Origin of the sequence: Actinoplanes octamycinicus (genome assembly GCF_014205225.1) — a bacterium.
Classification (GTDB): Bacteria; Actinomycetota; Actinomycetes; order Mycobacteriales; family Micromonosporaceae; genus Actinoplanes; species Actinoplanes octamycinicus.
Map to the genome: position 1 here is coordinate 1,932,645 of NZ_JACHNB010000001.1, position 23,603 is coordinate 1,956,247.

Here is a 23,603-nt window from a genome sequence, read left to right on the forward strand (position 1 = left end):
CCGCTTTGCCCGCGCTTGATGCGCCGGCGGCCGGGCATGCGTGTTTCCCGCGGGTCGGTTGCGGCGGCACCGGAGAAATCACCCCGACGGACCTTCCGAACCCGGGCTCGCGCCGTTCACTGCGCCGGTCCTCACAACTTTCCCCGGCTCCGGCGGGCGGGGTTTCTGCTTAGCTGGATCGCATGGCTGAAGCGCGGCAAGTGGACGTGGTGGTCGTCGGACTCGGTGTCGGCGGCGAGGAGGTCGCCGGCCGGCTGGCCGCGGCCGGACTGGACGTGATCGGCGTCGAGCACCGCCTGGTCGGCGGCGAGTGCCCGTACTGGGGCTGCATCCCCACCAAAATCATGGTCCGCGCCGGGAACGCGCTGGCCGAGGCCCGCCGGATCCCCGGCCTCGCCGGATCGTCCACGGTGGAGGCGCACTGGGCGCCGGTCGCCCGCCGGATCCGGGACGAGGCCACCGACGACTGGAACGACAAGGTCGCGGTCGACCGCTTCACCGGCAAGGGCGGCACGTTCGTCCGGGGCACCGCGTCGCTGACCGGTCCCGGCCGGGTGCGGGTCGGGGACCAGGAGTTCGCCGCTTCGCGCGGCGTGGTCATCGCGACCGGCACGGCCGCGGTCATTCCACCCATCGAGGGGCTTTCCGGTACGCCGTACTGGACGAATCGCGAAGCCGTCGAAGCGGCCACCCTGCCGGCGTCGATGCTGGTGCTCGGCGGTGGCGCGATCGGCTGCGAGTTGGCCCAGGCGTACGCGCGGTTCGGGGTGCGGGTCACCGTGATCGAGGGGTCACCCCGGCTGCTCGCCCAGGAGGAGCCGGAGTCGTCCGAGGTGGCCCGGGCCGCCCTGGAGGCCGACGGGGTGCACGTCATCACCGGCGCCCGGGCAGCGCGGGTGGCCCACGAAGACACGTTCCAGGTGACGCTGACCGACGGGACCGTGCTGACCGGCGAGAAACTGCTGATCGCCACCGGCCGCGCGGCCCGGCTCAGCGAGCTCGGCCTGGAGACGGTGGGGCTGGACCCGGCCGCGCGCCACCTCACCACCGACGACCGGATGCGCGCCGGCGAGAAGATCTGGGCGGTCGGCGACGTGACCGGCCACGGCGCCTTCACGCACATGGCGATGTACGAGGCGGACATCGCGGTGCGGGACATCCTCGGCGAGGGCGGACCGGGCGCGGACTACCGGGCGCTGCCCCGGGTCACCTTCCTGGACCCGGAGATCGGGGCGGTCGGGATGACCGAGCACCAGGCCCGGGAGGCGGGACTGAACGTCCGGGTCGGGTACGTGCCGTTGAACCAGACGTCGCGCGGCTTCATCCACGGGCCGGGCAACGAGGGGTTCATCAAGCTGGTGGCGGACGCGGACCGCGGGGTGCTGGTCGGCGGGACGACGGCGGGACAGTCCGGTGGCGAGATGATCGGGGCGGTCTCGGTGGCGGTGCACGCGGCGGTGCCGGTGGCGACGCTGCTCAGCTCGATCTGGGCGTACCCGACGTTCCACCGGGGGTTCGGCGAGGCGCTCAAGCCGCTGGCCTGAGTTTCCCGGTTTTCCTGCGCTGAGCTGGGGAGACGCGGGACACTGGACCCCGATTTGGAGGAGCCGGAAACCAGCGGGTAATGTTTTGCGAGCCGGCAGGGAAACGGGCGAGCAAGCGGAGGAATCCGCAAGCGGCCGTCCTGCCAAATCCTCTGATCACGAGACCACGGCAGCGCCGTGGGCTTGCTCAGTGGTGGCCGTACTAGGTCAGATCGGCACCAACCGGGATAAACCGGTTGACAACGCCGGACGGGCCAAGTAACGTAGAGCGAGTGCCCCGGAGGGCGGGCCGCGAATGCGGGTCGGACGATGGTGTGCGGTTGTTCTTTGAGAACTCAACAGGGTGCTTGAAAAGCCAGTGCCAATTATGGCAATACCCCGGCCTGTCCTTCGGGATGGGTGGGAGATTCCTTTGGCAACATTTTGTTGCCGGGACTCATGTTTTTCAACAGATTTTGTTGGAGAGTTTGATCCTGGCTCAGGACGAACGCTGGCGGCGTGCTTAACACATGCAAGTCGAGCGGAAAGGCCCTTCGGGGTACTCGAGCGGCGAACGGGTGAGTAACACGTGAGTAACCTGCCCCAGACTTTGGGATAACCCTCGGAAACGGGGGCTAATACCGAATATGACCTGGCACCGCATGGTGTTGGGTGGAAAGTTTTTCGGTTTGGGATGGACTCGCGGCCTATCAGCTTGTTGGTGGGGTAATGGCCTACCAAGGCGACGACGGGTAGCCGGCCTGAGAGGGCGACCGGCCACACTGGGACTGAGACACGGCCCAGACTCCTACGGGAGGCAGCAGTGGGGAATATTGCACAATGGGCGGAAGCCTGATGCAGCGACGCCGCGTGAGGGATGACGGCCTTCGGGTTGTAAACCTCTTTCAGCAGGGACGAAGCGCAAGTGACGGTACCTGCAGAAGAAGCGCCGGCCAACTACGTGCCAGCAGCCGCGGTAAGACGTAGGGCGCGAGCGTTGTCCGGATTTATTGGGCGTAAAGAGCTCGTAGGCGGCTTGTCGCGTCGAATGTGAAAACCCGAGGCTCAACTTCGGGCTTGCATTCGATACGGGCAGGCTAGAGTTCGGTAGGGGAGACTGGAATTCCTGGTGTAGCGGTGAAATGCGCAGATATCAGGAGGAACACCGGTGGCGAAGGCGGGTCTCTGGGCCGATACTGACGCTGAGGAGCGAAAGCGTGGGGAGCGAACAGGATTAGATACCCTGGTAGTCCACGCTGTAAACGTTGGGCGCTAGGTGTGGGGGACCTCTCCGGTTCTCTGCGCCGCAGCTAACGCATTAAGCGCCCCGCCTGGGGAGTACGGCCGCAAGGCTAAAACTCAAAGGAATTGACGGGGGCCCGCACAAGCGGCGGAGCATGCGGATTAATTCGATGCAACGCGAAGAACCTTACCTGGGTTTGACATGTACGGAAATCCTGCAGAGATGTAGGGTCCTTCGGGGCCGTTCACAGGTGGTGCATGGCTGTCGTCAGCTCGTGTCGTGAGATGTTGGGTTAAGTCCCGCAACGAGCGCAACCCTCGTCCCATGTTGCCAGCATTCAGTTGGGGACTCATGGGAGACTGCCGGGGTCAACTCGGAGGAAGGTGGGGATGACGTCAAGTCATCATGCCCCTTATGTCCAGGGCTTCACGCATGCTACAATGGCCGGTACAAAGGGCTGCGAAATCGTAAGGTGGAGCGAATCCCAAAAAGCCGGTCTCAGTTCGGATCGGGGTCTGCAACTCGACCCCGTGAAGTCGGAGTCGCTAGTAATCGCAGATCAGCAACGCTGCGGTGAATACGTTCCCGGGCCTTGTACACACCGCCCGTCACGTCACGAAAGTCGGCAACACCCGAAGCCGGTGGCCTAACCCCTTGTGGGAGGGAGCCGTCGAAGGTGGGGCTGGCGATTGGGACGAAGTCGTAACAAGGTAGCCGTACCGGAAGGTGCGGCTGGATCACCTCCTTTCTAAGGAGCATTCTTCCAGCGAAAGTTGGACAGAAATCCTGCACCAGCCGAACGTGTTGGTGAGGAGCTCACAGGCGGAGACACTGGCTAATCGAATCCGGCAACGGCCGGCTTCCTAGTACAGCCTTCGGGCGTGGAACGGATGCTGGTGCGGCTGGAACTCGGTGATGAGCACCCTGTTGGGTATCTGAAAGAACAACCACGCCGGCTGAGGTCGGTGGCCGAGCTGAGGCTCGGGGTTGTTTTTCAATGCCAGGCACGGCCTGGCGACCCATACCGTTCGGCTTGCGAGTCGAGGCTGGTGGGACGCCTTGAGGGTTGTGGGTTGGTCGTTGGTTGAGAATTACACAGTGGACGCGAGCATCTTGTTTTCTGTGGTTAAGTTGTCAAGGGCGAACGGTGGATGCCTTGGCACCAGGAGCCGATGAAGGACGTGGGAGGCCGCGATAGGCCTGGGGGAGCTGTCAACCTAGCTGTGATCCCAGGGTGTCCGAATGGGGAAACCTGGCACGAGTCATGTCGTGTCATCCATGCCTGAATTCATAGGGCATGTGAGGGGAACGCGGGGAAGTGAAACATCTCAGTACCCGTAGGAAGAGAAAACAACCGTGATTCCGTGAGTAGTGGCGAGCGAAAGCGGATCTAGCCTAAACCGGTTACGTGTGATACCTGTCAGGGGTTGCGTAGTCGGGGTCGTGGGACCTACTGGAGGGATCTGACAGTCTCTCAAGGAGTTACAAAGTCTTATGCTAGTCGAATGGTGTGGGAAAGCCAGCCGTAGACGGTGAGAGCCCGGTAGACGAAAGTGTATGACCTCCTTGTGGTGTTCCCGAGTAGCAGCGGACTCCTAGAATCTGCTGTGAATTTGCCAGGACCACCTGGTAAGGCTGAATACTTCCTGGTGACCGATAGCGGACAAGTACCGTGAGGGAATGGTGAAAAGTACCCCGGGAGGGGAGTGAAATAGTACCTGAAACCGTTCGCCTACAATCCGTCAGAGCCTTTCGGGGTGATGGCGTGCCTTTTGAAGAATGAGCCTGCGAGTTAGTGGCATGTGGCGAGGTTAACCCGTGTGGGGTAGCCGTAGCGAAAGCGAGTCTGAATAGGGCGCTTTTAGTCGCATGTTCTAGACCCGAAGCGGGGTGATCTAGCCATGGGCAGGTTGAAGCGTGGGTAAGACTGCGTGGAGGACCGAACCCACCAACGTTGAAAAGTTGGGGGATGACCTGTGGTTAGGGGTGAAAGGCCAATCAAACTCCGTGATAGCTGGTTCTCCCCGAAATGCATTTAGGTGCAGCGTCGCGTGTTTCTTGCCGGAGGTAGAGCACTGGATGGTCTAGGGGGCCCACAAGCTTACTGAAATCAGCCAAACTCCGAATGCCGGTAAGTGAGAGCGCGGCAGTGAGACTGCGGGGGATAAGCTTCGTAGTCGAGAGGGAAACAGCCCAGATCGCCAGCTAAGGCCCCAAAGCGTGTGCTAAGTGGAAAAGGATGTGGGATCGCATGGACAACCAGGAGGTTGGCTTAGAAGCAGCCACCCTTTAAAGAGTGCGTAATAGCTCACTGGTCAAGTGGTTCCGCGCCGACAATGTAGCGGGGCTCAAGCACACCGCCGAAGCTGTGGCATTCACGTTTAGACGTGGATGGGTAGGGGAGCGTCGTGCAGCGGGTGAAGCGGCGGAGTGATCCAGCCGTGGACGCTGTACGAGTGAGAATGCAGGCATGAGTAGCGAATGAAGGGTGAGAACCCCTTCCGCCGGATGACCAAGGGTTCCAGGGCCAGGCTAATCCGCCCTGGGTGAGTCGGGGCCTAAGGCGAGGCCGAGAGGCGTAGTCGATGGATAACGGGTTGATATTCCCGTACCCGCAAAGAAACGCCCAAGACGAACCTCAATATACTAACCACGCAAAGCGCCGGCGGTCTTCGGACCAAGGGTGTGGAGTCTGGGACCTTGTTGGGTAGTAGTTTAGTGATGGGGTGACGCAGGAAGGTAGATGATCCCGGCCGGTGGTTGTGCCGGGGTAAGCGTGTAGGCCGGTGTGTAGGCAAATCCGCACACCATTGAGGCTGAGACGTGATGCCGAGCCGTTCTGGTGAAGTCATTGATCCTATGCTGCCGAGAAAAGCCTCTAGCGATGTTTCGAGCGGCCCGTACCCTAAACCGACACAGGTGGTCAGGTAGAGAATACCGAGGCGACGGGTGAACTGTGGTTAAGGAACTCGGCAAATTGCCCCCGTAACTTAGGGAGAAGGGGGGCCGGACGCGTGAAGCCACTTGCTGGTGGAGCGTGGTATGGCCGCAGAGAGCAGGGGGAAGCGACTGTTTACTAAAAACACAGGTCCATGCCAAGTCGTAAGACGATGTATATGGACTGACGCCTGCCCGGTGCTGGAACGTTAAGGGGACCTGTTAGCTCTTCGGGGCGAAGCGGAGAACTTAAGCGCCAGTAAACGGCGGTGGTAACTATAACCATCCTAAGGTAGCGAAATTCCTTGTCGGGTAAGTTCCGACCTGCACGAATGGCGTAACGACTTCCCCACTGTCTCAACCACAGGCCCGGCGAAATTGCAGTACGAGTAAAGATGCTCGTTACGCGCGGCAGGACGGAAAGACCCCGGGACCTTTACTATAGCTTGACATTGGTATCTGAATTCGATTGTGTAGGATAGGTGGGAGCCGGTGAAGCTCGGACGCCAGTTCGGGTGGAGGCGTTGTTGAAATACCACTCTGTTGGGTTTGGGTATCTAACTTGCGGCCCTGATCGGGTCGAGGGACAGTGTCTGGTGGGTAGTTTAACTGGGGCGGTTGCCTCCTAAAGGGTAACGGAGGCGCCCAAAGGTTCCCTCAGCCTGGTTGGCAATCAGGTGTTGAGTGTAAGTGCACAAGGGAGCTTGACTGTGAGACTGACGGGTCGAGCAGGGACGAAAGTCGGGACTAGTGATCCGGCACTTGCGTGTGGAAGCGGTGTCGCTCAACGGATAAAAGGTACCCCGGGGATAACAGGCTGATCTTCCCCAAGAGTCCATATCGACGGGATGGTTTGGCACCTCGATGTCGGCTCGTCGCATCCTGGGGCTGTAGCAGGTCCCAAGGGTTGGGCTGTTCGCCCATTAAAGCGGTACGCGAGCTGGGTTTAGAACGTCGTGAGACAGTTCGGTCCCTATCCGCCGTGCGCGTTGGATACTTGAGAAGGGCTGTCCCTAGTACGAGAGGACCGGGACGGACGAACCTCTGGTGTGCCAGTTGTTCTGCCAAGGGCACGGCTGGTTGGCTACGTTCGGAAGGGATAACCGCTGAAAGCATCTAAGCGGGAAGCTCGCTTCGAGATGAGGTATCCCACCACCTTGAGTGGGTAAGGCCCCCAAGAGACTATTGGGTTGATAGGCCGGAGATGTAAGCACGGTAACGTGTTGAGTTGACCGGTACTAATAGGCCGAGGGCTTAACCACCCTAAATTTTCTGCTTGCGTCCACTGTGTGATTCACAGCAAACGAACAACCACCCCATGGCTGGAAGGCTTGGGTTGCTGGTTGGTTCTGCTGATGGCTGTTTCGGTGGTCATAGCGGAGGGGAAACGCCCGGTTACATTCCGAACCCGGTAGCTAAGCCCTCCAGCGCCGATGGTACTGCACTCGGGAGGGTGTGGGAGAGTAGGACGCCGCCGGACTTAACGTCGAGAAACGCCCACCCGGGCTTCCGGGTGGGCGTTTCTTTTTTGCTACCCAAAAACAGGTCGTGGGTGGGTGTGGTTGTTCGCGTGGGGGGACGGTTCGGGCGGGGAGGGCCATTCGAAGGCCGTCAGGCTTGATACCTCCGAATGGCCCTCCCCGCCCGAACCTTGCCTGCTCACCGGGGCTGCCGCGACATCAGGGAGCCTTTGGGGAGACCGTCCGGGCTCCGGTGGGTGGTGGTGCGTTGGTGCAGGCTGGGGGGCCGGCGCATCCACGGGGAGGGTCAGCTTGCGTGGTGGGGGGCTGGGGTTCGCCTAAAGGTGCGGTTGTAAAGGCAAAATGAAATACCCCCGCCCGGGGTGGTGGGCGGGGGTGTTTGTGTCTTGGTGGGTTAGAGCTTGGTGAGTTTTAGGGCTCGCCAGTCTATGAATTTGAAGTTGGTGCTTGGGCGGGGGCTGTCTGGGGTGTTTTCGCCGTCGTGCAGGACCAGGAGGCCCTTCGGGTAGCCGGGGAGGGCTACTGAGGTGGCGGCGGCGCCGTCGGAGTGTTGGACGCCGTCGGTGTGGGGGCCGTCAGTTACGGCGAAGAGGGTTACCGGGCGGTTGGTTCGGCGGTCGTAGACGTAGAACTTGCTGTCGCCCTGGCTGGAAACGATCAAGTAGCCGTCGCGCTTGCCGGTGGAGTAAAGGGTGGCGCCCTCTACGTCAGCGGTGATTCGGCCGCCGAAGCCCGGATCGTTGGCGGTGTCCAGGACGCACTCTTCGGTGGTGGGGTTCCAGGTGGCGGGGACGCCGTACTCCTTCACCCTCTCGACGATGCGCGGGATGCTGCTGAACGTGCCGCCCCGGAGGTTGATCTTCCAGAGGGCTACGTCCTCCTGGGCGGCGTAGAGCACGCCGGCTTCGGCGTCCACCACCATGCCCTCGACCTGGGGGCCCTCGCCCGGCTCGGCGCACGGGGACCAGGTGCTTCCGTTCGGCAGGCGGAACGAGCTGGGCAGGTCCAGGGTGTCCGAGGTGCGGTAGGTGACCCGGCCGTGGTGTTCCTCCAAGCGGAAGATGCCGAGACGGGTGCTGTGCCGGCGGCTCACCACGGCGTACCGGTCATAGGTGGCCAGACCGTAACCGGTGGCCTGCTCCTCGACCTCCGCCTGGTCCTTGGCGAAGAGCAGCGGGACGTCAGCCGAGGTGACATCGGTCAGGCCGGCCGCGCTGATCCGGTAGATGCGGAGCTTGTCGAGGCCGCGGTCGGTGACCACGGCCAGGTCGACCCGCTGGCCGCCGAGCGGGAAACCGGAGATCAGGTCGACGTTGTTGAACCGCCCGCCGTCCGGGGTGGCGATCGACTGGATCTCCCGACCGGTGAGGTCGTAGACCCGCAGGCCGCCGTTCTTGGCGGTGCCGATCACCAGGCTGCGGGCCTTGTTCGCCTGGTTGACCCAGATCGCGGGATCGTCGGCGTCGGCGTCGCCACCGGCCTCGTCGTCGTACAGGGCCGGGGTTTCCACCTTCGCGGTGATCTCGCGGGCCGGCCGCTCGGAGGCGAACGCCGGCGTGCCGGCGGCCAGTGTGGTCAGGGCCACCAGGGCGGCGATTCCCGAAGTCCGTTGCATGGATCATGAGGATTCCCGATCCAGCTGTCCGCCAGGTGGCCGGAGACTGAACAAGGCACCTAGTCGTTACCTAGCCGTTACACACTTTCCAGAACCAGCGCCGCGAACGCCGCATCGCACCATATGACAGCGACACAGAACGCTTTTGCGAAAGAGGAACGAAATGCGGCGCACGACTATTGCGATGGTGGCGGCCATGGCGGCAGGACTCGGTCTTCTCACCGCCTGTGCGGAGTCGCCGGAGCGCGTGGGCGGCGCCGCGCAGCCGGCCGGCGGGATCGCGTCGGCGAGCTCGGCACCGGCCACCCAGGCGTCCAGCACCACCCCGTCGGCTCCGGCCACCTCGGCGCCGGCGTCGCCCAGCCACACCACCAAGCCGGTCGCGACCGACCCGGTCTTCGGGCCGACCCGGCTGGGAGCCCTCAAGATCGGTATGACGTGGGACGCGGCCAAGGCGACCGGGCAGGTCACCGCGGTTCAGAAGCACGATTACGACGCCTGCAGCTCGGCGCGGCTGAAGGGTGCGCCGACAGACGACAGCGAAGACAACACGCTGATCTTCAGCCCGGACCAGGGCCTGATCTACATTCCCGCTTACGGCAAATTCCGGACGCCGGAGAGCATTCACATCGGCAGCACGCTGGCGCAGGTCAAGAAGACCTACCCCGACTTCGAAGCGGTCTACATGGAGGACGGCGTGAAGCCCGGCGACACCGGCCGGGCGAGGGCAGCCGGCAGCGACGGCAACGGCGTTCACTACCGGCTCTCCTTCGTGAACGGGAAGCTCACCCGCCTCGGGCTGGAGCTCGACAACCAGAACTGCTACGAGTGAGAAAGGGGGACCACGGTGCTTCGGCGTACGAAAGCAATTGTTGGGTTTGCTGTTGGGGTGGCGATCCTGAGCGGGTGCTCTTCGTCGCCGGAGAAGGTGGGCGGGCAGGCGGTGCCGGTGGGGGCGCGATCGCCGGCGGCTTCGGCGACCGCGACGGTTTCGGCGACTCCCGCGCCGGTGGTGAGTTCGGCGGTGCCGGTGGTCACCGGTTCGTCGCCGCCCGCCTCGCCGAGGACCACCCGGAAGCCGGTCTTTCTCGGGCCGAACGGATTCGGTGAGTTGCGGCTGGGCATGTCCCGGTCGGACGCGCTCAAGACCGATCTGCTCGACGACGCGAACGCCAAAGAAGAAAAGGACTGGCCCGGTTGCTACACCGGTTACCGCATGGTCGCGAATTCTCAGAGGCCGGGCACCGGCAAGGGATCCAGTGTGATGTTCAACGGCGACAAGGGCCTCGTGCAGATCTCGGTCGGCCCGGGCGGGAGTACGCCGGAAGGCATCAAGATCGGCAGCACATGGCAGGCGGCTCGTAAGGCCTACCCCGACTATCGCTCCGTTCTGGACGACGATCCGGCCGCGGATGGGAACTCGGTGGCGAAGGTGCCCGGCCACAGCGACAAGTTCTACGACTTCACCACCCGCAACGGGAAGATCGAATACCTGGCGCTGAGCATGTACGGCGGGTCCTGCCTGGACTGACCGGACTACCCGTCGCCCAACCGGAGGGTGTGCAGCACGTCGTCGGTGCGATCGAGGCCGTCGTCCTGGCGGATCTGCAGGTAGACGCCGCGAGCGGCAGGACCGGTCAAGAGCACTTCGCTGTACGAGAGGCGGCTGCCGCCGCAGGTCGTCCAGCGCACCACCTGACCGCTCAGCCGGCCGACGACGACCTTGCGGGGTGGCTGCCGGGCGCACGAGGCGTGCACCGGCAGGGTGGCGCCGACCGGCTCGCGGATCCACCAGCTGGCGCCGGCCAGGACCGCGGGCGAGGTGGCCCGCGGATCGGTCAGGTCGACGCCGACCTGAAGCCCGGGAGACGGCGATCCACCGCCGGGCAGCCCGATCGCGACCGGATCCCAGCCGCCGTCGCGTAGCTGGTGGGACCAGGAGGCGGGCACCGCGACCGACACGACGTGGTCGGCGGAACCGACCCGGGTCCAGCCGGCCGGGGTGCCGTCGGGGACCACCGCGCCGCCGGCCACGGTCAGCGCGGCCACCCCGGCGATCGCACCGGCGGCCCGGATCAGCCGGCGGCTCGGCGAGGTGCTCAACGCCTCGGCGAAGGCGGCCGCGGTGGGCCAGCGGCGCTCCCGGTCCGGTTCGAGGGCACGGAGCACCGCCCGGTCGATCTGCTTGGAGACCCCCGGACGCAGCTTCGACGGCGGGAGCACCGCACCGGGGCGGGGCGGCTTGCCGGTCAGCATCTCGTAGGTCAGGGCGCCGATCGCGTGCACGTCGACGCGGACGTCCAGGCCGCCGCCGGGCAGGCTCTGCTCCGGCGCCATGTAGCCCGGGGTGCCGGCCACCACGGTGAACCCGGAGGCCTGGGCGATCTCCTTGGCCAGACCCAGATCGGCGACCAGCACCCGCTCGTCGCCGCGGACCGTGTCGAAGAGCACATTCGACGGCTTCAGGTCGCGGTGCAGGACCCCGGACTCGTGCAGCACGGTCACCGCCTGGGCGATGTCGACGGCGGTGCGCAGCGCGGTGCCGATCGGCATCAAGCCGCCGTCCAGGCGGTCGGCCAGCGTGCCGCCGCCCGCATAGGTCATCACCTGGTACGGCCGGCCGTCCGGCAGCTCGCCGAAGTCGTGCACCCGGACCAGGCGCTCCGAGTCGGCGCGGCGCAACACCTGGGCCTCCTGCTCGAACCGGGCCCGGACATCCGGGTGATGTGCCCAGTTGTCGGCCAGCACCTTGATCGCCACCTGGGACTCGAGGATGTCGTCCTCGGCGAGCCACACCGTGGCGAACGCACCGGACCCGAGGCGGCCGGTGACTCGATATCGACCGATCGTGATTGGCGCAGGCACGTTCGTATTATGAACGTCACTGCAACGGGGGGAAGTTGATCTATCGTGCGCGATGACGATCAGGAAGAACTCGCGCGGCGGGCGGCCGGTGGGGACCGGGCCGCGCTGGAGGCGTTGCTCGGCCGGATCCAGCCGTCGGTGCTGCGGCGGTGCGCCCGGTTCCTGCCCTGCTACCAGGACGCCGAAGAGGCGTGCCAGGACGTGCTGCTCCAGGTGGCGCGGAACATCGAGAAGTTCCGGGGGCAGTCGAAGTTCAGCACCTGGCTGCACGTGATCATCGCGAACAGTGCGCGGCAGACGTACCGGTCGCTGAAACGGCGCGCGGTCGAACAGGCCCACGAGACGCCGCCGATCGACGTGGCGGACGTCCGGACCACCAGTGTCATCGCCGGCTCCCGGCTCGACCTGCTGGACGCTCTGGACCGGCTGGAGGCCCGCAACGCCGACCTGGTCGGCCCGGTCGTGCTGCGTGACATCTGCCAGCTCGACTACCGGGAGATCGCCCAGCACCTGGGCATCCCCGAGGGCACCGTGAAGTCCCGGATCCACCAGGGGCGGGCCCAGGTCCGCGACTACCTCGGCGCCGGTTGATCGGAGGCGGCCGCGGCACGGCGAGTGCGCGCCCGTCCAGCGGAGGGATCCGCCCGCCGGTCGCGCACTCAACTAGCCCTCCACGCTGACTCGGGTGCGGCCTCTTTAAGTTAGCGTTAACAAACGAGATCGTGGCTCGGCGTGGCGTGATCGGCGGACGGCGCTGTACGGGGCTCTTCGGGTTCGTTCGCAGGCCCAGGATGGGAGCGTACCCAAAGTGAACTTCCTGCTACAGATGGCGACCCGGCATCGATGAGCGCTTAGTTAGCGCTAACATTTGCGTCGTAGAACGCTGCCGCCACGGCCGCGGTGAGCGGCCTTGCCAAGGCTTTTGAGCAGCGCGGTGCTTGCCGCTCTCCCCTGTTTCGACCTTCGAGGTGAATCAATGCGCTTCCCGAACCTCGGCCTGCGGGCCGGCGTCCGGCTCCTCTGTGCCGCTGCCGCCGTCGGCGTATCGCTCGGCTTCCTCGCGGCACCGGCCGCGGCCGCCGAGGAGCCGACCTGTCTGCGCGGGCCGAACCCCAACGTCTACTACAAGATCACTAACGTGGCGACCGGGAAGTCGCTCAACGTCGCCCGTAAGTCCAGGGTGAGCGGCGCCCCGATCATCCAGTGGGCGTACGCCGGCGGCACGAACGAGCAATGGCGAGCCATCTGTGCGGCGAACTGGCAGTACAAGCTCGTCGCCCGGCACAGCGGCCTGGTGCTCGACCTGGCCGCCACGGACGCCGTGCAGAACCCCTACACCGGAGCCCCGAGCCAGAAGTGGGGTATCTCGCGAGTCGGCCAGGAAGGTGCTCTCGCGACGTTCCAGTTGTACAGCCAGGGAGCGGGCACGGTCATCGAGGCGGCGGCCGGCGGCATCGCTGTGGAGTCCGCTGATTCCGAGGACGGCAACCGGCACCAGCTGTGGACGTTCGAGGAGACCGGAGCGGTTTGAGCCGCAGCCGTTGATACGGCCACCACCTCGATGGATCGAGGGGACACTCGGAAATCGCTTCTGAGCTGCAGGAACGCGTGCTTTGGGGTATCCCGGTGGGTTTCAAGGTCGTACGCCGGTACTCTGTCTGCTGCGGGCTGCTAGCTCAATGGCAGAGCTGTGGACTTTTAAGCTCCATAGTTTCCGCTTCTTCCGCAGATTGAACGGGCCTTCACCTGCGTAAACGGCACCTGGTTTTGTCGGGTGTGGACATCGGTCGCTCCTGTGCGGATCGCGTGTCGGTGCCGTGCCAAGAAACCTTAGCTGGGCCTGTTTTGGTCGCTGGCGGCGACCACCGTTCGTCGCCGGCAACCCGAGGCAAGCCCGGCTCGACCGGACCGCTACCACCATGGCCCTTCGGGTCCGTTCGGCTGCGCTGAGGTCGAGCACCGGCCAGCGGTCATTCCATGTGTGCGGCTTCGGCATTGTGGTCGGCGAACGCCCGCTGCTGTCCACACCAGGGCCGGTGCCTGCGGGGCGGAGGCTTGGGCAACAGTGGCCAAGTGCGCCGGGATGCGGCGATAGTCGCCGCCGCCGACGGCCGGCGGAGGCGCGGATCGGGATTGGCTGACGAAGCCTGCCTCTGCTGCCGCCGAAGGTGCACACCCTTCCCTGCGGCCGGACCGGTCCGGGGGAGGCGCGGAACGCCGCGTCCGGTGGGGCCCGGACGCGGATTTGCCGTCTGACAGAGGCGGTTGGTCAGCGCTTAGCGTGGAAGGCTTCGACGATCGCGGTCGGGATGCGTCCTCGTTCCGATACCTCATAGCCGTTCTTCACGGCCCACTCGCGGATGGCCTGATTCTGCTCACGGCTTGTCCGCTTTGGCTGCGCTTCTCGAGGAGCGATGCGCCCGGTTGCCCCGGTACGACCCACTCGGGAGGCGACGGCCAGATAGGGGTCGAGAGCCTTTCGGAGCTTGCCGGCGTTCTCCTCGGACAGATCGATGGTGTAGTTGACCCCATCGAAACCGAACTCGACAGTCCCGTCGGCTTCGCCACCGTCCAGGTCGTCGGTGAGCACCGTAATGATTTTCTTGGCCATGAAGTATCGCCTCCGGATAGCGGCGTGCACATGACGGATGTTCAGTGCTCCGAAACGATAGCCGACGGGCTGGCCCGCGGGGTTGGCACTCTGACCAGTCCAAACCGCGCGATATAACAGCCACCGCGAACCTCAGCACGCTTTCCAGCCCCGCAGTTCGTGCGGCCCTGTTGTGGGCTCCGACTGAGAGTCTTCCTGCTGCGGAATCGTGGGACGACAGGGTTCGTGACAGCCCGCAGTACCGAATACGTGCTTGAGGCTCAGACGCCGGTGTCTCGGTGATCAGGATGTCCCAAGATGAAGGTGCGCCGTGCAGTGCAGGCACTGGAACAGGCGCGCGGTGGGTTCTCCATCGCGGTCGAGCGTGCGTAGGAGGTCTTTGGTCTGTTCCGCGGACCAGCCGAGATCTCCGTGGTCGGCGCGGAACATCTCGACGGCGTCCGGGTACGGCTGGACATCGTTGTAGCCAGTCGGTCCGAGGAAGGCGGCGCTGTCGCGGCAGCGGATGGGCCAGGACTCCTGCTGGCAGCTGCGGAGCCCGGAGTCCGGTGGTTGAGCTCCTCGATGACATGTGGCGGCACGTTGTCAGGGACGTCGATCGCGTCGCGGAACTGGGCCGGCATGTCGCACCTGCAGTTCCTCGGAAGCTTGTGTGGCACGATCCGGTTGTGACCGAGCCGGACTGGCAGGTGCTCCTGGCGCGGATTGACGGCTTCGAGTTGCAGAAGCCGGTGGCGCCCGATGAGCTCACGCGCGCCGAGGCGTCGCTGGGCACGGCCCTACCCGCCGCTCTGCGCGCGTTGTACCTGGCCACCGATGGTGTCTATGACAAGCTCGGGCAGTGGTTCGTCATCTGGCCGCTTGCCGACCTGGTCGAACGCAACAGCAATCGGCGGATCCTCAAGGAAAGCGCACCTCGCCGACGACTGATCGGCTTCGGCGACGACGGCACCGGCCACCCGTTCTGCGTCCCGCGTGACGGCAGAATCGGTGTGTTCCTCTGGTCCCCGATCCTGCAGGAAGCCGACCGGCTGGCCCACACTATCGAAGAGTTCTGGGCGGGTTGGACCGCGCCCTGAGCAACGCCGGTGGGCCCCGTTGCGCGGGACTGCCCCGCGTCAAGACCTTCCCGGCGACGCGTTCACATGCCGACGAGAGTGCGCTCGGAGGTGTCAGAATACTTTTTGCGCCACACACTTGCAATCTATGCGTATCATAGGTGTACTTCGGCCGCCAATAACTACCCGCAAAGGGTTCACATGTCAGCACAGCGGAAGTTCTTCAAAAGCTTATACTTCGGCGATGCTTCCGCCGAGGCTGAAGCCGAAAAATGGCCTAACCTTTTCCTTGCTGGCTTCCTCGACGTCAATGATGTAGCAAAGGGAATACTCGCTGGCGATCATTTCCTACTCATCGGACCCAAGGGTGTGGGAAAATCCAGCTACGCCGAATTTTTGCACCTAAGCATTAAAGATCCTTACCGGAGATTTGTGAATAGGGAAGATCTTGGCGAACTGAGGGGCGCGCTGAAGACCGACCTCAGCCTTTCCGAATCTGGCGCCGAATTGAACGAGCTGGCCTGGTCCACCTGGATCTGGTGCCGCCTATTCGACAGCCTAATGGGTGACCAATCATGCTCTCTCCAAGGGGAGCCTGAAACTATCGCGCTATACGGGGATCTGAAAAAATCCGGGATCGCAACAGGCGACTATCGGGCTGTAATCCAGGAGGTTCGAAAAAAACGGCATAAATTCACCGTTCCGAAGATTTACGAAGTTGGAATTGAGTCGGACGGTACCCATCGAGTTAACATTGGTCAACTCCGGGATCTATTAGCAAATATTGTCACTAGCGCGGAAACTCCAAATGACCATGTTCTGGCACTTGACGGGCTAGACAGCGCGGAGATTGGCACCCCTTCGTACTGGAAGCAGCTCGGTGCTCTCCTAAGGGCAACAACAGCGGTTCATAGGCGGATCCGTAGCGCGCGGGCCACCGTGCGAGTCTGTCTACTCTGCCGCAGCGACGTATTTCTCAAGATCCCGATTCCCGACTCAAATAAGATTCGGCAGTCTTGGGGCGTAGACCTGAAATGGGAGTATGGACTTGAAACTCCAGAGGACTCCCCACTTTGGGACATGCTGGAGAAGAAAGCTTCAGCGCGTGGAACAAAGACGGCTGATTTACTCGAAACCTACTTCCCGAAATACATGATTGTGGGCCAGCGGACGGCGCCAAAAAATATCCGGATGGCGAAGTACCTGCTCGATCTGACGCGCTCAACGCCACGCGATATTGTAATGCTGATGAAGTTCATTCAGGGTGAGATTTATCCGGAGCAAGAACTTAACGTGGAACGGGTACGCGCAGGGGTAAACTCCTACTGCAAGAACTACTTCGCCAACGAGATCGTCAACGAGCTTGTCGGGATGACGGACGCGTCGATGGCCGAACGAATTCTGGGTGCGATGACACGACTACCGTCCCGCCGGTTCACTCGGGAGCAATTTATCGGGCTATTCTCCGGAGAATCGAGCATAACTCAGGCGATCATGGATGGCACTCTTCAGCAACTCTATTTGGCAGGCGCCATAGCAAACTTTAGCCAAAGTGGCGCCGGGGAAGAGTACGTCAAGTTTTACCACCGCAGGTCGTACGCGGAACTGGATCTGCAAGGGCCATTCCTGCTTCATAATGCACTCACGTACGGCCTAAATGTGCGGTGGAGCCCGGCTCCGTAGAAAAAGGTGCTCACATGCCGCGATCCGGGAGTCTAGAGAAGGCTGCCTGGCTTATTGATCACCGCGACCCAAGGGCACTGGACGTGTAGAGGCTCTAGCCACCTCCAGCGCTACAAGCCAGACGCCATCGCTGGCCGACCGATAGACGACTGCCTCGGCCTCCACGACTGCGGCGCCAAGGCTCTTGAGGGCGGCCTTAGCGGTAGCGGGCAACCGCACCGGGAGCTCGGCCGGAAGGCGCAGCCATTCGCCAGCGGCAGTCGGCCATTCGAAGCTGTAGCGGTCGGCCGCCCGGGCCAGGTACCCGGCAAGTCGGTCGTGCAGCAGCCACACTGCAAGGCGTTGACTGTGTGGCAGGGCAGCGAGGCGGTATACGTCGGAGAGCATCTCGCCGAGGGTCATCGTGTCGGCAGCGCCGACTTCCGATGCCGGGTCGCGGGGGAACTTGAACTCGATCGCGATGTCCCGGTCGACCACGAGATCAAGCTTGCCGCGCGTAGCGCCCAGTAGAGGAACTTCGATTGACAGGCGGTCGGGGCTGATCCCGTGTTCCTCAAGCACTGCAATCATTGCAAATCGGAGCACGTCTTCGGTGAGCAAGTGTCTCCGCCCGCCCGCATAGTGCTGAGACATCACTTCAGCGACACGGTGCAGGGCGTTAAGCACGGGCTGGTTCTGGGGTGGCCGATCCTGCGACGACAAGGACATACGCCCATCATCAGCAATCGACACGCGAGGGCAACGGGCGAAAGTCCGTCGACCTACTGATCTGCCGCTCATCGTGCGGAGTAGCCGCCGCGCTCTCGCTCCTTCCGGCCGGGCCCTCGGGGATCTGTTGTACATCCGGCGGCCTGCGGATACTGCGACGATCAGTAGGTGGATGGCGGCGGTCAGGAGCTACCCGGAGGTGGTTTGACGCGTGCCGGCGGGGTGTTCGAGAGCGACGGGCTCATCGATCGGGTGAACCGTGCGGTGGGAGCCATGTGGTGGCGTCTGGATTCGGTGCCCCGTACTGACCCGTTTTGGGCGGGCACTAATGGTCGTACGACGTGGTGCAAGGTGCAGCAGTTCGCGGATGACTGCCTCGTGCGGGACATGTCGGATGACGTGGCGCGCTGGGCCCTTGTCGGTTTCGAGATGCTTGCCGGTTCCTTCGGTGGGCTGCAGCTGATCGCCGAGGAAGCCGTGGTTCGCGACGAGGCAGTGCACGACTTGATTGCGGTGGCGGAGTGGGTGTGGCTTGAGGTCGGGGTGGACCCTGCGGCCTATCCGGATCTGGAGCGGGCGCTGCGGCATGTCGGTCGGGCGAAGCTAGCGGCACTGCAGGGCTCCGGCGGACATCTCGCACGGGCAGCGGTGGCCGGCTCCGCCTTCCTGGGCGGCATGTCCTTCGCCGAGGCGATCGGCCGCCGGCGGTGGGACCTGTTTCTGCATGCTCTGGTCGTGCCGGGGCCGGATGAGTGCACTTCAGCAGCGGGAGGTTTGAACGTGCCCGCCGCGGAGCCGCCTCAGCTTGCTCGGGCGCGGGAGTGCCTGAGAAACGATGTGACAGCCGTGGCCGATCTGCTCGACGCGGCTCAGTGGTGGGCCGCCTACCGCGACACCGATGTCTCAAACCGGCTCCGCGAACTGCTCGACGCTGTTCCCCGCGATGTCGTCCAACGGTTCGTCGACAACCGGGGGAACAGGCCCGACGGCAGGTGAAGCAGCCTCTGATGAGGCTGAACCGTGACGGGCGGCCTGGTCCCGCCTATGGCAAGGACCAGGCCGCTCGGCGTTCAGGTCAGCGGCGGTACCAGGTACGTGCTGACGTGGTGGTCACGTTGCCGGCTCGGTCGTAGACCCGGAGTCGGACGTTGAGTTTCTTGCCGTATTTCTTGGTGTTGATCGAGAACTTGTAGGCCGCGGTGGTGTCGGTGGCGATGACCTTGCCGTTGACCAGCAGCTGGACCCGGGCGACGCCGTACTTGTCGTAGGCCGCAGCGGTGACCTTGACGGTTCCCTTGACCTTGGCCTTGTTCTTCGGCGCCTTGGCGAACCCGATGGTGGCTTTGGTGTTGTCCACGGTCACCCAGTTGCTGGCCCAGCCCGGGTTGCCGAACTCGTCGTAGACGGGCAGGGACAGGTTGACCGGTCCGTCCCCATGCACGGGCAGGTACTCGTTGTAGGACAGCCGTGCCGGCTGCCACTGGGAACTGAAGCCGGTTGACCGGGGCAGCACGATGCGGTGCTGGTCGGTCACGGTTGTGGTCACGTTGATGTGGTCGCCGCGCAGCATGGTGCCGGATCGCGGCGTGATCTGCACGGTCGGCCCGACGTTGTCGATGTTGAGCCGGAACGCCTTGATGGCGGTCAGGCCGACCCGGTTGGTCACCCGGACCTCGAGGTTCGCGAAGGTCTTTCCGCGGGTCGCGTCGTGCCAGTCGAAGTACGGCGACGACGCGGTGGTGCTGCCGCGAAGAGCACCGTCGACCCACAGTTCGGTGTGGTCGATGCCGGCCTTGTCGGTGGCGTGCGCACTGATCGAGGCGTCGGTGCCGATCCAGCCGGTGCCCTCGTCGAGCCGGCTGGACCCGGCCATCCTGCCGAACCGGTCGTCGCCGTACTGATAGAAGGCCCACACCGACTCGATGACGGGGGTTTCGTCGGAGACGACGTAGTTCGAGCAGTAGGTGGTGCTGTTGCCGGCCGGTTCGCTGAGCCGGAAGCACGGCGCCGCGGCGGTCGCGGTGGCGTTCCAGGTGAAGGTCCACGGCGCGGCCGTGAGGGTGGACAGGACGGCGCCGGTAGGCCCGTCCGTCATCTCGATCTTGGTGGTTTCGGTCGAGATGTCGCTGAGCGTGGCGGTCATCGGGCCGCTGCGCATCGCTGTGCCGGCCTTCGGCGTGAGGGTGCCAGACAAGGCCACCGCGACGACGTGCACCCGGGTGGCCAATTCCGTGCGGTTGCCCGCTTTGTCGAAGGCGCGCACCGTCACGTCGAGGTCGGTGCCGTTGTACGCGACGGGGATGGTGAGGGGGCAGCTGATGCCCTGGCTGGCGTCGATGGTGCAGCGGAACGAGGTGGCACCGGTGCCGAGCCGGACGATGACGTAGGTGACGGCGACGTCGTCGGTGACCACGGGATGCATCACCGTCTGGCGCAGAACGGTCTGGCCGTCGGTCAGGCCGGTGCTGGCAATGACAGGCGCGGTGGTGTCGGGCGGGGCATCCTCGGCGAGCGCCGGCGCGGCGCCGGTCAGGACCAGGGACAGGGCCGCGGTCGCTGAGACGCCGAAGCGCCGGGCGATCCGCGCGGATATGCGCATCGAATCTCCAAGATCATGAGGGCGGCACAGGCTATCCGACCCCGGTCCGGGCCCGCATCCCCGGATCGCACCGACCTGCCTGCGAGATCACGGCAGCTCAGCGGTGACGGGTGGCATCCGGGCGACCGGACCCGCCGCGCGGCTTTCGAAAGGTGATCTATGCCAACCGTTCGCGGAACGGTATCGTATCGACGATACGTACTCGTCATGATGGAAGTGGGATCCGTGCGCGCCAGATCGATCCGCAGGACGGCCTACGTCGCGGTGACAGCCCTCGTGACCGGCGTGGTGTTCTCCTACGGCACGTTCGCGGCCTCCGCGGACACCACCGTCATCACTGCCCCGCAGAACGCCTACCTTTTCCAGGCGGACATGGCGGCGCTCGGCGACCTGGTCGTCGACACCAAGCATCAAAGGCTGATCGCGTCCGACCCCAAGCGCGGTCTGCTGGCCATCGCGCCCTACACCGGTGGGATCGGTCAGAAGGTCACGGATCTGGACTCGGTGGCCGGGCTGGCCATGTCCACGGACTCGGGCACCCTTTACGCCGCCGTCCCGGCCGCGCACGCGATCGTCGCGTTCTCCACCGACACCTATACCGAGACCGGCCGCTACAGCCTCAGCGACAACGTCTACCCCCGCGACGTGGTCGTCGCCGGTGACCGGCTGTGGTTCACCTACGACAACAACGGCTCCGCCGGCAACTTCGGCTCGATCGACCCGGCGACCAAGGCCGTCACGACACACGCCTATGCGAGGATCGCCCCGTACTACCGGGCGCCGCTGATCGCCGCGAACCCGGGCGCGCCCGGCCTGATCGCCCTGTCCGACAACAGCGGCACCTCCGGCAACCAGGTCATGCTCTACGACGTCTCCTCCGGAACCGACATCCAAACGGCTGGCACCGGCGTCGCCGGCCTGAGCTTCATCCGCGACCTGGCGTTGTCCCACGACGGCAGCGAAGTGATCGTGGCCGGCGGCGGCGGAACCTTCCGGCTGCGCGCCGCCGACCTGTCCGTCGTCGACCAGCCGTGGGATACGGTCGGCGACGCGGTCGACGCGGCCCCGGACGGCCGCCTGGCCATGGCCGGCCGCACCGACCCCGGCGTAGCGGACCTGTACACCTACGACGCGGGCTCCACCAGCCCCGCGCGGGCCATCGACATGCCCATCCCGTACCACCTCCACTACACCAACCCCGACCAGATCATGGAGAACGGGATCGTCTGGCAGCCCGACGGCCGCCGGCTGTTCGTCGTCACCGACAACGCCGGGCTGATGCGGTTCCGCGCCCTCAACGAACCCGTCGCCACCACCATCACCCTTGCCGCACCGGCCACCGCCACCCGCGGCAAACCCCTTACGGTCACCGGCACGATCGACGGCGCACTCCCGGCCGGTACCCGGCTCACCGTCCGCCGCGACGATCCCGAGGGCACCGACCGGCAGCTTGCCGAGGTGAGCACCGACGATTCGGGCGCGTTCGCGCTCACCGACGTGCCCACCGCCGGCGGCAACGTCACCTACCGCGTCACGTACGCCGGCGACGACACGCACCTGCCCACCACCGCGGCCAGCACCATCGCCATCTCCCGCGACGTGCCGGCCCTGAGCATCAGCGGCCACAACACCGTGCACCCCTACAACAGCGCTGTCACCGTGACCGCGCACCTCGGCGCCACCTACCGCAACCGGAGCGTGGAACTGTCCGCCGACCCGGCCGGCACCGACCAGCCGAACCGGGTCGTCAAACGCGCCGTCGTCGACACCAACGGCAACCTGAGCGTCAGCCTGCGCCTGACCCGCACCACCGTGCTCACCGCCGCCTTCGCCGGTGACTCCCGGTACGCGCCGCGCACCGTCAAGGCCACCCTGTACGCCAAGGTCAACCTGAGTACCGCGGTGACCAAGCAGTACAAGACCTCACGCGGCTACCACTACTTCCGCAAGACCAAGAACCCCGTGTTCACCACCACGATGACCCCATCCGCCGGCCGCAAACAGCGCCTGACGATCGAGTACTACTCGGCCGGAAAGTGGCGTCCCTGGAAAACGGCCACGCTGAAACTGACCAGCACCGGCAAATCCACCTACACCCTCACCGGCACCCACAAGACCGGCATCAAATACCGGGTTCGCTCCGGCTACATCAATGGAACCTCCGGCGACAGCCTCAACTACACCAGCTACGGCCCCTACCGCTACTTCACCTTCACCAAATAGCTGGCCTCGCCAGCCGGGGAGCGGCGACCGCGGATAGCTGCTGCCGGCGATCGTGAGGGCGCGGGGTCGGGCGCGATCCAGGAGTTCCTCGGCTTGGCGGCGGCCGGCCCAGGGCCCGTCCGAATCAGGCCGACCTCGATACCGGCTCCAGCGGCCTCCGGGCAGTTCCCAGTGGTTGGCGCCGGTGAGCTGCATCGTGCCAGAGCCCAGACGCCGGGAGCCAACATGCGTCTCCGGGTGCTGGTTCAGGCGGTGCAGGTGTTGAGCATGGCCTGCAGGGCGGTCTTCTCCGACGACTGCAGCTTCAGAACCCAGTAGTGCTTCACCGTGATCCACATCTTGGCGTAGGTGCAGCGGTAGGCGGTTCGTGAGGGCTGCCAGGTGGACGGGTCCTGGTCGCCTTTGGCCTGGTTGACGTTGTCGGTGACGGCGATCAGCTGCGGCCGGGTGAGGTCGTTGGCGAACGACTGCCGGCGGCTGGTGGTCCAGGCGCTCGCGCCGGAACGCCAGGCTTCGGCCAGCGGAACGATGTGGTCTATATCGACGTCGGAGGCGGCGGTCCAGGTCGCGCCGTCGTACGGGGAGTACCACCTGCCGGCGGTGGCCGAGCAGGTGGAGCTGGTGGTCACGTTGGTGCCGTCGCGTCTGAGGACTGTCTCGCGGGTGTCGCAGCTGCCGGAGATGGTGATCCAGTGCGGGAACAGGTCCCGGTCGTAGGTGCCGGCGTTGGCTTCGGCGGCGACGGTCAGCGCGTTGAGCCGGCTCTGCGCGGTCGCTTTGCTGGGTATCGCGGGCGGGGTGGCGGCGGCCGGGACGGTGACCAGTGCGGCGGTGAGCGTTCCAGTGACGATGGCGGCGGCAACGTGCAGGGTGCGGCGCATGGGGGCTCCCATCGGTACTCCGGGGTCGTACTTGCGAACAATCCGGAGATAGATGGGAGTAAGTTTGTGGTGGTCCAGGTGGCTGCCGGAAGTCCTGGATGCGTCATACGGCTGCCGAGATGGGAAACGGCTTCGCAATACCTGGGTCCGACCCGCTGGCCGGTTTGCTAATCGAG

The 23,603-nt window shown here is 64.6% G+C and carries 15 protein-coding genes, 3 rRNA genes and 1 pseudogene; 12 read left to right on the plus strand and 7 right to left on the minus strand.

Going from position 1 to position 23,603, the window contains the following annotated elements; translation table 11 throughout:
- The first annotated feature begins 182 nt into the window (after window positions 1–182).
- The 4 genes from BJY16_RS08705 (at window position 183) to rrf (ending at window position 7,183) form a co-directional block, all read left to right on the plus strand.
- Window positions 183–1,544: a dihydrolipoyl dehydrogenase family protein gene (locus BJY16_RS08705; RefSeq protein WP_185038567.1), complete on the plus strand. Its 1,362-nt coding sequence runs from the start codon at window positions 183–185 to the stop codon at window positions 1,542–1,544.
- 455 nt (window positions 1,545–1,999) lie between these two features.
- Window positions 2,000–3,514: ribosomal RNA gene (locus BJY16_RS08710) — 16S ribosomal RNA — on the plus strand.
- A gap of 376 nt (window positions 3,515–3,890) precedes the next feature.
- Window positions 3,891–6,965, plus strand: a 23S ribosomal RNA gene (locus BJY16_RS08715).
- A gap of 101 nt (window positions 6,966–7,066) precedes the next feature.
- Window positions 7,067–7,183 (plus strand): 5S ribosomal RNA (gene rrf, locus BJY16_RS08720).
- Together the 16S, 23S and 5S rRNA genes form the textbook arrangement of a ribosomal RNA operon.
- Window positions 7,184–7,578: 395 nt before the next feature.
- Here rrf and BJY16_RS08725 read toward each other — a convergent pair.
- Window positions 7,579–8,799, minus strand: coding sequence for a phytase (locus BJY16_RS08725; RefSeq protein ID WP_185038568.1), 1,221 nt, complete (start codon window positions 8,797–8,799; stop codon window positions 7,579–7,581).
- Window positions 8,800–8,995: 196 nt separating this feature from the next.
- Between BJY16_RS08725 and BJY16_RS08730 the strand changes: the two genes are divergently transcribed.
- Both BJY16_RS08730 and BJY16_RS08735 read left to right on the plus strand, forming a co-directional pair.
- On the plus strand, window positions 8,996–9,631 hold the full coding sequence (locus BJY16_RS08730) for a hypothetical protein (protein ID WP_185038569.1): 636 nt from the start codon (window positions 8,996–8,998) through the stop codon (window positions 9,629–9,631).
- Window positions 9,632–9,688: 57 nt separating this feature from the next.
- Window positions 9,689–10,330, plus strand: a complete 642-nt coding sequence (locus BJY16_RS08735; RefSeq protein ID WP_185038570.1) for a hypothetical protein — start codon at window positions 9,689–9,691, stop codon at window positions 10,328–10,330.
- Between the two features lie 5 nt (window positions 10,331–10,335).
- Here the strand turns inward: BJY16_RS08735 and BJY16_RS46985 are convergent, their stop codons facing one another.
- Window positions 10,336–11,664, minus strand: a complete 1,329-nt coding sequence (locus BJY16_RS46985; protein WP_185038571.1) for a serine/threonine-protein kinase — start codon at window positions 11,662–11,664, stop codon at window positions 10,336–10,338.
- 45 nt (window positions 11,665–11,709) lie between these two features.
- Here BJY16_RS46985 and BJY16_RS08745 point away from each other — a divergent pair, with 45 nt between their 5' ends.
- Together BJY16_RS08745 and BJY16_RS08750 are read left to right on the plus strand one after the other, a co-directional pair.
- Complete coding sequence (locus tag BJY16_RS08745) at window positions 11,710–12,255, plus strand: RNA polymerase sigma factor (protein ID WP_203758954.1); 546 nt, start codon at window positions 11,710–11,712, stop codon at window positions 12,253–12,255.
- 385 nt (window positions 12,256–12,640) lie between these two features.
- A complete protein-coding gene (locus BJY16_RS08750) occupies window positions 12,641–13,195 on the plus strand; it encodes an RICIN domain-containing protein (protein WP_185038572.1) in 555 nt (184 codons plus the stop codon).
- 738 nt (window positions 13,196–13,933) lie between these two features.
- On the opposite strand, the gene BJY16_RS08755 is transcribed toward BJY16_RS08750, so the two are convergent.
- Together BJY16_RS08755 and BJY16_RS48930 are read right to left on the minus strand one after the other, a co-directional pair.
- On the minus strand, window positions 13,934–14,275 hold the full coding sequence (locus tag BJY16_RS08755; protein WP_185038573.1) for a histone-like nucleoid-structuring protein Lsr2: 342 nt from the start codon (window positions 14,273–14,275) through the stop codon (window positions 13,934–13,936).
- A 282-nt stretch (window positions 14,276–14,557) separates the two neighbouring features.
- Window positions 14,558–14,803 (minus strand): annotated as a pseudogene (locus BJY16_RS48930) (CbrC family protein); the annotation flags it as partial.
- Window positions 14,804–14,943: 140 nt separating this feature from the next.
- Between BJY16_RS48930 and BJY16_RS08765 the strand changes: the two are divergent.
- Window positions 14,944–15,354, plus strand: a complete 411-nt coding sequence (locus tag BJY16_RS08765; protein WP_185038574.1) for an SMI1/KNR4 family protein — start codon at window positions 14,944–14,946, stop codon at window positions 15,352–15,354.
- Window positions 15,355–15,534: 180 nt separating this feature from the next.
- A complete protein-coding gene (locus BJY16_RS08770; RefSeq protein ID WP_185038575.1) occupies window positions 15,535–17,016 on the plus strand; it encodes a P-loop ATPase, Sll1717 family in 1,482 nt (493 codons plus the stop codon).
- 51 nt (window positions 17,017–17,067) lie between these two features.
- On the opposite strand, the gene BJY16_RS08775 is transcribed toward BJY16_RS08770, so the two are convergent.
- Entirely contained in the window at window positions 17,068–17,682 is a 615-nt protein-coding gene (locus BJY16_RS08775) for a hypothetical protein (RefSeq protein ID WP_185038576.1), read from the minus strand.
- A gap of 393 nt (window positions 17,683–18,075) precedes the next feature.
- On the opposite strand from BJY16_RS08775, the gene BJY16_RS08780 reads away from it, so the two are divergent.
- Complete coding sequence (locus BJY16_RS08780) at window positions 18,076–18,720, plus strand: hypothetical protein (RefSeq protein WP_185038577.1); 645 nt, start codon at window positions 18,076–18,078, stop codon at window positions 18,718–18,720.
- A 79-nt stretch (window positions 18,721–18,799) separates the two neighbouring features.
- Here the strand turns inward: BJY16_RS08780 and BJY16_RS08785 are convergent, their stop codons facing one another.
- The gene (locus tag BJY16_RS08785) at window positions 18,800–20,323 is read right to left on the minus strand and encodes an Ig-like domain-containing protein (RefSeq protein WP_185038578.1); all 1,524 of its coding nucleotides are present in this window, start codon (window positions 20,321–20,323) and stop codon (window positions 18,800–18,802) included.
- Window positions 20,324–20,548: 225 nt separating this feature from the next.
- Here BJY16_RS08785 and BJY16_RS08790 point away from each other — a divergent pair, with 225 nt between their 5' ends.
- Complete coding sequence (locus BJY16_RS08790; protein WP_185038579.1) at window positions 20,549–22,546, plus strand: YncE family protein; 1,998 nt, start codon at window positions 20,549–20,551, stop codon at window positions 22,544–22,546.
- A gap of 245 nt (window positions 22,547–22,791) precedes the next feature.
- Here BJY16_RS08790 and BJY16_RS08795 read toward each other — a convergent pair whose 3' ends face one another.
- Window positions 22,792–23,427: an HNH endonuclease family protein gene (locus tag BJY16_RS08795; RefSeq protein ID WP_203758956.1), complete on the minus strand. Its 636-nt coding sequence runs from the start codon at window positions 23,425–23,427 to the stop codon at window positions 22,792–22,794.
- Window positions 23,428–23,603 lie beyond the last annotated feature (176 nt).

Bases quoted from the DNA above. Each gene is read 5' to 3' on its own strand.
- BJY16_RS08705 (WP_185038567.1), top strand. From the start codon at position 183: ATGGCTGAAGCGCGGCAAGTGGACGTGGTGGTCGTCGGACTCGGTGTC.
- BJY16_RS08755 (WP_185038573.1), bottom strand. From the start codon at position 14,275: ATGGCCAAGAAAATCATTACGGTGCTCACCGACGACCTGGACGGTGGC.
- BJY16_RS08725 (WP_185038568.1), bottom strand. From the start codon at position 8,799: ATGCAACGGACTTCGGGAATCGCCGCCCTGGTGGCCCTGACCACACTG.
- BJY16_RS08770 (WP_185038575.1), top strand. From the start codon at position 15,535: ATGTCAGCACAGCGGAAGTTCTTCAAAAGCTTATACTTCGGCGATGCT.
- BJY16_RS08750 (WP_185038572.1), top strand. From the start codon at position 12,641: ATGCGCTTCCCGAACCTCGGCCTGCGGGCCGGCGTCCGGCTCCTCTGT.
- BJY16_RS08785 (WP_185038578.1), bottom strand. From the start codon at position 20,323: ATGCGCATATCCGCGCGGATCGCCCGGCGCTTCGGCGTCTCAGCGACC.
- BJY16_RS08730 (WP_185038569.1), top strand. From the start codon at position 8,996: ATGGCGGCAGGACTCGGTCTTCTCACCGCCTGTGCGGAGTCGCCGGAG.
- BJY16_RS08795 (WP_203758956.1), bottom strand. From the start codon at position 23,427: ATGCGCCGCACCCTGCACGTTGCCGCCGCCATCGTCACTGGAACGCTC.